The sequence below is a fragment of the Tenacibaculum xiamenense genome (assembly GCF_964513065.1).
Classification (GTDB): Bacteria; Bacteroidota; Bacteroidia; order Flavobacteriales; family Flavobacteriaceae; genus Polaribacter; species Polaribacter xiamenense.
Map to the genome: position 1 here is coordinate 21,938 of NZ_CAZEQU010000016.1, position 12,277 is coordinate 34,214.

Below are 12,277 nucleotides of genomic sequence, written 5' to 3' on the forward strand. Positions count from 1 at the left end.
GACAATTGTTCTAAGTAGGATGGGATTCCGAAATAAATTTGGAATGACGCTGAACTCTAACCAAAAACTCCAATAAGGAATCAGATTTCTCAGTCGTTGCCTCCTTCGAAATGACATACTGAAAAAGAAAAGCTTCAAAAACAACAATTGAAACATTGTATTTTGAAGCTTTTTATTTCTCGTTGATTAAACTCGAACAATATTTTTTAGTTTAAATCTGTTCTCGATACACTTTTTGCTTCGTTAACACTTTGCAAAAACCACTCGAACTGACAGGTCGGCATGAATTAAGAAAACTCTTTTCCTTCACTTGTTAACGGAACTACATTTAAACTTAAGCTATCAAGATTGTAATAGTTTTTTACTCCCGGTAAATACGGATTATCTACTTCAAAGATTAATCGGTATCGATATTTTCCAGGTGCTAAATTTGCCTTTACTGCACCTGCCCAATAATAGAAAATAGGTGGTTGTAAATAAGGTCTTCCTTTTTCTTGAGTTCCATATGGCTCTAGGTTATCACAGATTTTCTCATTCACCACAGTCCCATCTTCATGAAGAAAAACGATATTACTGATTCTCGCTGAAGGATTGTAGATATACGGATTCACCATTTCATCCATATTTACCGGATACAACAGCCAGTTTAATACCTGTCCTTGGGTACAAACTGTTTCTAAGGCTGGTGTCCCTTTGTTTTCACTGTGAAAAGAGTTATCCGTTAAATACACAGCATCTTCCAAAGACTTTGTTCTATAAATCGTTTTTAAATCGATGGTACTAACAATATTCAATTGAATTCCGTTAGCAACTCCCAATCGTTTACTATCTTTTGTTGCCATGCCTTATTTCTTTTTGATGATTGGTTTAATACTTGGTCCATTAGTAATAGAAAATACAGTTTTTGTATCGCCTACATTAAAATCGATTGTATAGCCCATTTTTTTGGTAGGTGCTTTTAATACTGTAGCCGTCCAATAAGGAATGTTGGTCCCGTCGTAATACGATTTTACGGGTTCTGTAATATAGGTTTTATTTACTTTGATGGTGTTTATTTCCACATAGGATTCCACTTCCAAACCAAAAGTACTCCATACCAGCTCATCGCCTTTTTGAATGGCCGTTTCTAAGCTGGCTGTTCCTTCATTATTTGAACCATTTAACTTATTGTTATCCATAAGATATAGGTTCTTATCAAGCGTGTTGTTTGACAATACAGCAACAACATCTACAATTGCTTTTATACTTATAATACTCATGTTTCTTGTTATTAAATTGGTAAATAGGAATCTCCAGCTCCAGTGAATCCGTTTTTCATTGGATCTCTTGAAATAAGAATGGATGCATCAAACGACATGTTTACAGGCTTCCAATAGGCTGGTGTATTTTTTGTTTCTTCTATTAAATCAAATAAGGACACATGAACAGTATACGAGAACTGTCCTTCGTGGGCAGTATTTACAGTTGCACACCAATACCACCCTTCTGTTGAAAAATTTGGCGATCCATATTGCGCAGGAAACATAATACCAAGATCAACTGCTTCTCCAGTAATATTGGTTATGATAGGCGGATGATACACGATTTCATCTTTATTTCCTGCTACTTTTTCAACCAGCTCTCCCTTGGTATTTATCAAAGGCCACTCAGTTTGAAGACCTGTTTTAGCATCAGTACTTATATGAAGACCTGTAGTACCCATTGTACTCTTTTTTAAGTGATTTGTTAAATCTACTAATTGATCATCTTGGGCTTCTTTTGCCTTTCCTCCTTTTAGATTTTTGCTATCTAGTAAAGGAAGTTTACTCAATACTGACTCAATGGTTTTACTTTTTGTATGTGCCGATCTTTGCACAGATCTTGGTAAATCATTAATATCAATTGCTAACCAGTTCATTACTTCCTCTCCTGCCTGACTTCCATCATACCAGTAGGTTCCATTTACTTTTGATACTAAATGATTCGTTCCTTCGTTTTGAGATCCAAAATCTTTCATGTTTCCAATTAGGTACACATGCTCCTGCAAATTTTTGGTTTTTAAAGCCGCTTTCACATCGACCATCACCATAATTCCGAATTGTTGACTCATAATTTCCGTTTTTAATGATTAATAATGTCCTGGTAAAATTTTTAATGCAGGTGTCTGGATTTCCAATACACTCTTTTCTCCTTTACCAATTTGCAGCACAAGATTGTAATGATATTGTACAGCATGGTCTCCAACTCGAGGCACAATTCCTGTCCATACCAAAGCATCTAAATTCTCATTGTCGTTGTTTCGAGGTTCTGACGGGTTTGATGAAAATGAAATTTCTTTGATACTTACGGGTGTTTGCACATCAACCGCTTTTACAGTCCAATGTATTTTTTGATAGGGTACGCAAGACGTTACCAGTTTTGACCCTCCCTGATTCTTGCTCGGAAAAGGGCTATCGTCAACCATTACGCAGTTTCCTTCAAGGCTTTGATCTAACAAAGCCTTGATAGAATCTACCATGATCATAATGTTAATTTGATTTGACATAGTATTGTTGGTTAGTTAATCTAAGAGTATGTTTAAAAACTTTATTTCCTGAAAAACAAATGCTTTATGAACCGTGACTTTACATCCATCTCATTATTTATCTCGATAAACTCTTCAATCGATGTTTCGTCAGAACCACAAATCACTAATTTTCAGATCATATTCTGTTTAAATATACTCTAATACCAAATGGTATAAATGATGCATTTCTTCTATCCATTTCGATAGTATCATGCAGCTTTCAGGTTTAAAATTTATCTCTAATTAATGGTGTTTTTCCATGAGTTGTTCTAAAAATTTCTTTCGATCCTTTTTCAACAACATTCACAAAAAATTGATACTTACTTTTTTCAATATAACCTCGGTTCGCTTCCCAAGTATTAAACAATGGAAGGGATTGAATTAATGACTCCACAAAAAGATTGTTAATGGCTTCTTCTCCTAAATCGACAATCTTCTTTTGGATTTCGTTCGCGTTTAACGCCGAAACTAACAAGGTTAGTTTTCTTGATTTTCGATCGTTTGAAAATTGAATCTCAATAGCTTGTTCTATTAATGGAATGCCTTCTTTTACTAGTGTAGAAAAAAGTTTCTTTTCAGCTTTTGGTGCCGAAAAATGGGAATCTCCTAAATGAATCACGTCACCACTTCGTCCTTTAAACAAGAACTGTTCTGTTTTCAGTTCAGGAGTATCCAATCGCTTCAATCGCACTACTCGATCTCCTAGTTTATAGCGAATATTCGGAACTTTATTGGTATGCAAACGTGTTATAACCAATTCACCTTCTTCTCCTTCTTTAACCCACTTTCCGTTTTCATCAACGATTTCAACAAAGTGTAATCCTGGAACGGTTGATAAAGCCTGATTTGCATGGTCTAGCTGTAAACCAATTGTCTCTGCCTGAGTAGCGGCAAAATAACTGAGAATTTCAACTTGAGGATATACCTCTCTTAATGCTTCCTCTTGTTTATTTGACATCAACCCACTTCCATACATGGCAATTTTAAAGCTATTTCTTCTTTCTTCATCCATCCCTCGACCAAAATCAGCCAATAATGCAATTGCATTGGAAGTAGACATAATGGCTTTTTCTCCTTTGTAAGACATCATATGCTGAAACACCTTTGTATTTAAAGGTCCAGCACCTAAAAAGTTTACTTTCGGAATTTTCTGCAACACACCTCCTACCATGGTTCCACTACTCCACATTTGGTAGTCGGCTAAAGTTGTAGCCATCCATTTTGGTCCTTCTTTTGAAAGGTATTTATCGGTAATAAACTTCCCCATAAATTCTCCCGCCATTTCGTAGGTTTCTTGAAGTTCTTCTAATTCGTAAACGGTTTCTAATGGGATTCCTGATGAAGTACCTCCACTTGCTACAATTTCAAAACCACCTTCACTGAAAGGAATGATCATTCCTTCACGCTTTCCGTTAAAAGCGGCAACCATGGTTTCTTTATCTGTTAATGGAATGTTTTGCCATTCTTCAAAACTTTTGGGGGCTTCGGTGATTCCGGCCTCTTTCAATCTGTTTTTCCAAAAAGGATTTAAAAACAAATTGTTGGTCATTTGTTGCAATCTTCTTAAGACTATGGCTTCTTGAATATCAAAATCGAACTCGTAAAACTTCTTTCCAAGTAGCTCCTCAACTTCCTTTATTTTATGATAAAAATGCGGTTGTTCTTTAACTTCTTGAGGGCTTTTTACCAAAAACTCCTTTTTAGGTATTAGCTGCTCTGCAAGATGTATCGCATCATTATTTTTTTTGGTTATTGTTTTCTTTGGTTTTGTTGACACCTCCTTTTCTAAAGTATCTGGTGTAGAAATAGTATTCGTGCTCATCGTTAACTTATGTTTTTATAAAGTCATTGCTGACTTCAAAGAGGTTTGTAAAATTGTTTTTCCCGTTACCTTAATTTCTTCTAGTAAGGTTTTAAAGTGATTTAATTGGGTGTTATGATTCATAAACACCACTCTTAAAGCTATTTCTCCATCGAGACTTACTTTTGAGATAAAGAAATTACCATTTGCTTTAAGTTGATTTCTAATTTTTAATTGAAAATCTGCAATTCGAGTATGATCTTCTTGTAAAGGTTTGTATCGAAAACACAACATATTTGCCTCAGGATGATGAAGCACTTCGAAATCCTCTTCTTTTTTGAGTTCTTGATACGCTCTTTGGGTAAGATCACATAGATAATCTATTTTCTCTTCGAAAACCGATGCTCCGTGAAAGGTCCAAACACCCCATAAATTCATAATCATGGGTCTTTTGGTACACTCAATGTTCTTTTTAGCACCGTCGTATTTTGTATACTCGTCTTCTTCGGCTTCAAAAACATAGCTAGCTTTTTGGCGAAAAGCTAGCTTGCTTTTGTGCTTTTCTTTATAAAAAAGCATGCTACAAGTTCCGGGAATGAACATCATTTTATGAGCGTCCCAAGTAATGGAATCAGCTTTATGAATGCCTTTTAGTTTTTCTCTTTGCTTTTCAGATAACAAAAAACTAGCACCATGTGCTCCATCAACATGCAACCAACAGTCTTGCTCCTCAGCAATCTCGGCTAGTTTGTCAATCGGATCAAAAGCACCTACTGCTGTGGTTGCTGCATTGGCTACAATACAAAACACTTTAAATCCGTTTTCTTTTGCTTCTGATAATGTCGTTTCGACTTGTGAAATATCTACCTGCTTCTTATAATTTGTAGGTAATTTGATAATATTATGTCTACTCAACCCCAACATTTCAACTGTTCGGATAATGCTATAATGAGCTTCTTCACTTACTGCAATGGCAGGTACTTCTCCTTGTTTTACACTTAAAATTCCTTTTTTCCAGAATTCAGGGAAGTAGTAATTTCTCGCCGATAATAAAGCCGTCAAATTTGCCAAAGAACCTCCTGAGGTAGTTACCATATCAAATTCATCTTCTGGATATTTGATAAACTTGTTTAATTCTTTCGCCATAAAAACTCTTACAACACTGGGTAACTGAGCTGCCTCGTAAAACGATGAGGGCTGACTTAACATAGAGCTTATAAAATCGAAAACACCTGCTATTGGAAAAACTGATGAAAACTGCCTTCCCATATAACCAGGAGAATTCGCTTGAACTCCTGTTTTTAAATACAAATCGACAATAGTACTTAGTTTTTCGTTGAGGCTAGCATCCTTACTTGAATTCATGATACTCAAAACTTCCTTCATTAAATCATGAGGGTTCTGAACATCAACACCCTTTACGGTATTTTTACTATCCTTTAAATAATTCTCAATTTTTGTAAGAATTAGTTCCGATTGTTCTTCAAACAAATTGGTATCAAATGCCTTTTTATAATCAACCAATGTTGCCTGTAACTCATTTGTTATTGTCGAATACGGCTCTACAATTTCTTTTTGTTCAATTGTTGCTTCCATCGTTCAGTTTCTTATAAATTGGAATCAATAACATCTCTAAAAAATGGTACTTTTCCTACCGTTGTTCTATGAATCTCTTGTGAGTCTATATCTACGAACTTTATCTCAAATTGATAGCCTAGCTTTTCGACAGTATCAAAGTTGATTGACGATTTGCTGTACAGTCCCATTGAGTTTACCAATGCATCTTTCACTAAACATTGCATTCCATACACACCTAGTTTTCCTCCTATAATTTGTTGATTTACCAAAGCATTTTCTGAAGCCAGTAAAATGGACAATTTTCTTTCTTTTCTATGATTTACAATTTGAACATGTGAAGCAATCAAATCAACATCAAAAGCATATAGATTTTTTAATGCGTTTTTTAAATACTCGTAGGTATTTAAGGCTGAAAACTGATGATCATCTAAATGAATTACATCACCACTTCTTCCTCTAAACTCAAATTGAAATGCTTTTAGTTCTTTCTCATTTCTTAATGGCAATCTAATCGCTCTATCTCCTAGTTTAAATCGGATTAATGGAGCTTCATTACAATGCAATCGTGTAATGACCAACTCTCCTTCTTCTCCTTCTTCCACCCATTTTCCATCTTCATCCACAATCTCAACAAAATGTAAGCCTGGAACTGTGGTTAATGCATTGTCATTTACATCTAACTGAATGGCTATCGCTTCTGCTTGAGATGCAGAAAAATAACTCAGTATATCAAGATTCGGATACAACGATTTCAATTCTGCTTGCTTCTTAGCTGGCAATAAACCGCTACAATACAAAGCCAAACGAAGGCTATTTTTAGCCTCTTCCTCCAAACCATCACCATATTCATAAAGAGTCCCAATTTGTTCCGTCGTTCCTAAAAACACTTTTGGTCCTTCGTAATTCATCATTAAATGATAGATTTTTTTATCAATTGGACCCGCAGCAACATAATTAGCTCCTGGTATTTTTTGTAAAACACCACCCACCATAGTTCCACTACTCCACAATTGATAATCGGCATATGTTGTGGTTACCAAAGGCGCTTTATCTTTTTTATCAAAGAATCGACTCAACAATTGATTCGCCATAAACTTCCCTGAAATATCATAGGTATCTTCTAATTCCTTCAAAGAAAAAACCGTTTCCGAAGGTTTTCCTGTACTCGTTCCTCCACTGGCTACAATTTCGAATCCACCATTTTCAATTGGAACCACCATTCCTTTTCTATCCTCAGAGAAAAAAGAAATTGCCGTTGCCTTATCTGTAACTGGTAACTTTTGCCAATCTTCAAAACTTTTGATAGGTTTGGTTACTTCAAAATCTTCAAATCGTTGTTTCCAGTGTGGGTTTAATTCTAAAATATTCTTTATTTGCTGTAATCGTAATAAGATCACCTCATCTTGAATCGTCACATCTAAAGAATCGAAAGAAGCGCCTTTATAATGTGCCTCTACCTGATGTAACTTTTCGGAAAATCGAGGCAGTTTTAATACCTGATCAATAGATTTTGGTTTTAGTTGGCTCGCTGGGTATATTTTTTTCAAGAAAGCCTTGTAATCAGCTTCTGGTTTCACTTTCTTACTCATTTAGTGTAGTTTTTTATTGTTTGATACGAGATCTTCCCCTATTCTTTTAATTTCGGTTAGTAATTCATTGAAATGTGTCATGGTAATTTCATGATTCATAAACACCACTCTTAAAGCTGTTTCTCCTTCAATTTCAACTTTAGAGATAAAGAACTTTCCATCTTCTTTTATAATATCTCTAATGGCTAATTGTAAATCTTTTACCTTGATCACATTGCTGTTTTCTGGAGAATACCTGAAGCATAAAATATTGGCTTCTGGCTTGTGCAGTGGATAAAAGTCTTTCTCTAATTTCAATTTATAATAAGCCTGTTTTGTGGTTTCACAAAGCTCTTCTAGTTTTTGAGCAAAGAATTCTCTTCCATACAATACCCATGGTATCCAAAGATTCATAATCATGGGTCTTTTTGTACATTCAAAACTCTTTTCACCTCCGTCTAAATTATTGGAATCGCGTTCGAATATGTAGCTTGCTTTTTTATAAAAAGTTTGTTGAGCAGCTTCTTTGTTTTTGTAGAACAATAAGGTACACGAAGCTGGTAAAAACATAGTTTTATGAGCATCTAAGGTAAAAGAATCGGCTAGCTCAATTCCTTGTAATTTTCCTCTGAGTTTGTCTGAAACCAAAAAACTTCCAGCATGTGCTCCATCGACATGTAACCAATAGTTTTTTCTTTTACACAGCTCTGCCAAATCGTTCAACAGATCAATTGCTCCTACTGGAGTTGTTCCAGCAGAAGCCACTAAACAAAAAACAGACAGCCCTTTAGCTTCTGCTTCGGCTAGTTTACTCTCGGCCTGACTCATACATATCTGACCTTTGGTATTTACAGGTAATGAAACAATTTGATCTTCTCCTATTCCAAGAATACCCACCGCTCTTTTTACCGAATAATGAACATCTGAACTCATAGCCACCGCAGGAATTCCTTCCGACGAACTATGTAGGTTATAGAAGTTTGGAACTTTACAGTTTCTTGCCGTTAACAAAGCGGTTATGTTTGCCAAAGAGCCTCCTGAAGTGGTAACTACATCATAGGTATCTTTTTTCCAGCCTAATAAACTTCCAAACTCATTGGCAATAACCTTTTCAACAATACTAGGTAATTGAGCCGATTCATAAAAAGACGAAGGCTGACTCATCATTGATGTCAGCAAGTCTGTTAATCCTGCAATGGGAACCACTCCTGAAAATTGTCTTCCCATATATCCCGTTGAATACACAGGGATTCCTGTGGCAACATATAAATCAATGATTTCCTCAAAGATTTTAAGGCTTATGTCTTCCTTAGCATCTTTATGAGTTCTCTTTGTATACTCTTCAACCAATTCTTCCAAACGACTTGGTTGAACTAATTGTAATCCTCTTAATGAAGTATTGCTAATATTCTTGCTTAATTTTTCGACTGCCACAGAAACGGCTTCCCTCAAAATTGTAGCATCAAAAGCTTTTTGGGTTTTAGGTATAGATATATCACGATCAAGGAGCATAAGCTCCGAATCAATAGGATTGTTTTTATACATGTTGTTTGGTTAGTTAATAGCTTTCCTTTTCATAGAAATTACATCATCGAAAAGAAAATTCTACTCAATAACTCAAAAGAATTATCAGTAGTGCTAGGTCAAAATTATAGTAAAAAAAAACTGTTAAAGAATAAATGACACCAACAACAACTTTTTGTTTACAAACAACAAAAAACGCGAGAGATCAAAAAAATTAACACTTAAACCCAAAATACCAACACTTAAGGAATTTCAAAAAAAACGAATTCGGTATTTAAATAATTTAGTAATCGAGCTTAACCATAAGAGATATTGTTACATGGGAAAACAACTTGATTTTATAAGTTCATAGTTAAAACGCTCATGTAATTACTTAATAGAATACAAACAATTTAACACTGAAAAAGTTGTACACAGAAGTAAAGAAAATATTAATAATTAGAAAGAAAACAGAGTCTGCCTACCGATTAAAAGAAAGCTTAGAAAGAAAACCTTATTATCATGTTGATGTAGCTGTTTCTGAGGTAGAAGCTATAAAGCTTGCAGATGAAAACAAATATGATTTACTCTTGGTTGATCTATATCTCAACGAGTCGAATAAAACAGATGGAATCGACTTGATAAAATACTTATCAGAAAAAAACAGCTTTAAGCATATTTACATCTCGGATCAAGGGTCTATAGATGTTATTGATAGTGTAAAGGAAACGAATCCTACTACTTTTATCATTCCTCCATATACCACAAATTCTATTTATGCTCAAATAGAAATCATCTTGAATTCTGGAAATAACAACTCTTATCTAAGTTATTCATATAAAGGAATGCAACAGCAAATTTCACTGGCTACAATTAGTCACGCGAAATCTGATGGAGCCTATATCAAACTTTTTAGTAGTTGCGGTAAGCAGTATTTTGTGCGTAAATCTTTATCAAACTTAAGAGAGTTATTACCTTCTGCTTTTATCAGAATACATAAATCTATTTTAATTAATAAAGACTATGTTCAAGGATATTCAAGTCAATATGTAAAAGTAAATCGAGAAAAACTTCCTTTGGGAAGGGCTTATAAAGAACTGTTTTTATCTCAGGTAAAGGAATCTACGTTTTCGTTTTAGAGGTAAAGTTAGTCCGAGTATAAAATTTTAAATATATGCATCATTTTCTAAGTAAAAAAAGTATCTACTTAAAGTTTTCAAATTGTTTTTTATAGCTTCGAGACACAGGTATAATTGCTTTGTTAATGAGTAACAAAGACTCTTTGTTATATTGTTTTATTGAGTTAATATTAACAATGTAAGATCGATGACATCGAACAAAATTAGGAGGGAGCTCTTTAATAATTTTTGAAATATTCCCTCTAATAAACTCTTTTTTACCACTTGTATTTAATGCTAAATAATGGTCTTCTGATTTTATAAAAATTAATTCATCTAATAAAACATGTACTTTATTCTTTAAGATAATTCTATCCTGAATTACTAACTTTTTTATTGATTCTATTTCTTCTTTTGTCTGCTCATGTTCAATCTCTAAGTTCTTCTTTTCTTTTTTTGAAAGCACCCAGTTATGATAAATAAAAGCAGAAATCAATAACAGGGTGATAATAAATATTAATAACATTTTATTTTTTTGATTTAATACTTCATTCGCTTCTACCCCATCTATAATCTGGTTCCTATACTCCTTATTCTCAATAACCAACCCATTAACATACTGATTTACAGAATCTTTAATCTGCTCACTTTTATCCAGATAATAGATACTATCCGACTGATTATCAAGCTCTCCATAGCAATTTGACAAACTACTATATATAAGCTCTTTAGCATATAATTCTTTTTTTAGTGTTGCTGACTTCAAACTTTCTTTAAAAGTAAAAACGGCACTGTCATATTCTTTTTTCCTCATTAAGGAAATAGCCACATTTATCTTTGCCTTAATGCTCTCTTTATTAGAAAAGAAAAACTTACTATTGTCGAACAATTCTTTCGCTTTATTAAAGGCTAAATCAGCTTTATTAGGTTCCTCAATCAATGAACTATAATATATTCCTTTTAACTGATAGAGCCTTGCTGTAAAAAAGTCATTGTTTCGTGCGAGTTTAAAAGCAGTTTCAAATTCTTCTTTGTTCATATTAGTTAAAAACCTACTCTTCTCATGGATTTTTTTTTGGTTTTCTTTTTTTCTTAACCATTCTTCATGAATTCGTAACCATAATGTGTAATATTCAATCCAATAAGTGTCTATGTCGTCATGTTCTTGACGTAGATAGCTTTCTTTATATTGTTTAAAAAAATCTAAATTATGTTGAGACTTCTTCTGATAAAAACCCAAAAACCTTACAAAAACTTCATTCTGTAATATTTGATTTTCTTTTTTAGCTAAGTTTTTAGCTTTTAGATAATAATCATAAGCTTTCACTTTTTTATTTAGCCCAAAAATTATATCTCCTGTCATATAATAGTACATAACCTTGTATGCATTTGGAAATGTCTCGATACTTTTTGGTGGTTTCGACAATAGAATTTTGGAATCATATCCGTATCTTAAATAATCTACGTATCCAAGTAAAAAACTCTTAATCTCTTGTGATTGTTGAGTTTCATGAATAGAAACTATTGCTTCTTCTAAGGCTCCTCTTTTTAAAGTTTCTATGAGCAGTACATGCTCTTCTTTTGGTTTGTTATAACAACCATACAAAAGTAAGGCTACACAGAAGAGCATATACACTAAACTTTTAGGGCATTTAAACCCCTTTACCTTTACACATATGTCCCCCAGTATCTTTCGATCTTTGCATTGGATTCCATTGAATTCGCTTTTCTTTATCTTCATTTTTTACTTTTATATGAAAATCAATTTTCTTATCTCTTTCAAATAAGACATCTTCTGTAAGATACACTATTTCATCACTCGCCATCTTAGACTTTTCTATTTTGATAGTAAAATTAATCATCTCTGTATGAAAACTTTTATCGTTTTCACTTGTTTTTTCGACACTTGATAATTTGTAATATACATCTTCTTCTAAATTGCAAAATGCATTCACCAAACTAAACCCTATTTTAGTCATTTTAACTATCCCATTTGCCTGTTTTTCACCCTCTTTAAGAAGTATCAAAATGACAAAACTCATCATTGGATCAAACTCAGCATGTGCGAGTTGAAAACTCTCTCTATTATGAAGTACTATATTTGAGCAAACATTATCGTTTACTTGCGTCATTTTATAAAATCCTTTTGTTGGCATTTCTATTT

The 12,277-nt window shown here is 33.7% G+C and carries 11 protein-coding genes; 1 reads left to right on the forward strand and 10 read right to left on the reverse strand.

All coding sequences use genetic code 11. The annotated features are described in order from the left end of the window. Nucleotides 1-287: 287 nt before the first annotated feature. The 8 genes from ACKTTV_RS06920 to ACKTTV_RS06955 all read right to left on the reverse strand — a co-directional run bounded on the left by ACKTTV_RS06920 (nt 288) and on the right by ACKTTV_RS06955 (nt 9,037). The gene (locus ACKTTV_RS06920) at nt 288-842 is read right to left on the reverse strand and encodes a hypothetical protein (protein ID WP_408030095.1); all 555 of its coding nucleotides are present in this window, start codon (nt 840-842) and stop codon (nt 288-290) included. A 3-nt stretch (nt 843-845) separates the two neighbouring features. Beyond that, on the reverse strand, nt 846-1,259 hold the full coding sequence (locus ACKTTV_RS06925) for a hypothetical protein (protein ID WP_408030096.1): 414 nt from the start codon (nt 1,257-1,259) through the stop codon (nt 846-848). A gap of 11 nt (nt 1,260-1,270) precedes the next feature. Beyond that, complete coding sequence (locus ACKTTV_RS06930) at nt 1,271-2,089, reverse strand: hypothetical protein (protein WP_408030097.1); 819 nt, start codon at nt 2,087-2,089, stop codon at nt 1,271-1,273. Between the two features lie 18 nt (nt 2,090-2,107). Beyond that, nucleotides 2,108-2,524, reverse strand: a complete 417-nt coding sequence (locus ACKTTV_RS06935) for a hypothetical protein (RefSeq protein ID WP_408030098.1) — start codon at nt 2,522-2,524, stop codon at nt 2,108-2,110. Nucleotides 2,525-2,771: 247 nt separating this feature from the next. Then, nucleotides 2,772-4,367, reverse strand: coding sequence for a phenylacetate--CoA ligase family protein (locus ACKTTV_RS06940; RefSeq protein ID WP_408030099.1), 1,596 nt, complete (start codon nt 4,365-4,367; stop codon nt 2,772-2,774). Between the two features lie 15 nt (nt 4,368-4,382). Continuing rightward, nucleotides 4,383-5,942 (reverse strand): pyridoxal phosphate-dependent decarboxylase family protein, encoded by a 1,560-nt coding sequence (locus ACKTTV_RS06945; protein ID WP_408030100.1) that lies wholly within the window; start codon nt 5,940-5,942, stop codon nt 4,383-4,385. Nucleotides 5,943-5,953: 11 nt separating this feature from the next. Further along, nucleotides 5,954-7,513 carry a phenylacetate--CoA ligase family protein gene (locus ACKTTV_RS06950; RefSeq protein WP_408030101.1) on the reverse strand — a complete coding sequence of 520 codons (1,560 nt, stop codon included), beginning with the start codon at nt 7,511-7,513 and terminating at the stop codon, nt 5,954-5,956. Beyond that, nucleotides 7,514-9,037, reverse strand: coding sequence for a pyridoxal phosphate-dependent decarboxylase family protein (locus tag ACKTTV_RS06955; RefSeq protein WP_408030102.1), 1,524 nt, complete (start codon nt 9,035-9,037; stop codon nt 7,514-7,516). It lies immediately after the preceding gene. 386 nt (nt 9,038-9,423) lie between these two features. Between ACKTTV_RS06955 and ACKTTV_RS06960 the strand changes: the two genes are divergently transcribed. Then, nucleotides 9,424-10,134 (forward strand): response regulator transcription factor, encoded by a 711-nt coding sequence (locus tag ACKTTV_RS06960; protein ID WP_408030103.1) that lies wholly within the window; start codon nt 9,424-9,426, stop codon nt 10,132-10,134. 64 nt (nt 10,135-10,198) lie between these two features. Here the strand turns inward: ACKTTV_RS06960 and ACKTTV_RS06965 are convergent, their stop codons facing one another. Together ACKTTV_RS06965 and ACKTTV_RS06970 are read right to left on the reverse strand one after the other, a co-directional pair. Beyond that, nucleotides 10,199-11,743, reverse strand: coding sequence for a LytR/AlgR family response regulator transcription factor (locus ACKTTV_RS06965; protein ID WP_408030104.1), 1,545 nt, complete (start codon nt 11,741-11,743; stop codon nt 10,199-10,201). 22 nt (nt 11,744-11,765) lie between these two features. Then, nucleotides 11,766-12,269, reverse strand: coding sequence for a hypothetical protein (locus ACKTTV_RS06970; RefSeq protein ID WP_408030105.1), 504 nt, complete (start codon nt 12,267-12,269; stop codon nt 11,766-11,768). Between the last annotated feature and the right edge of the window lie 8 nt (nt 12,270-12,277).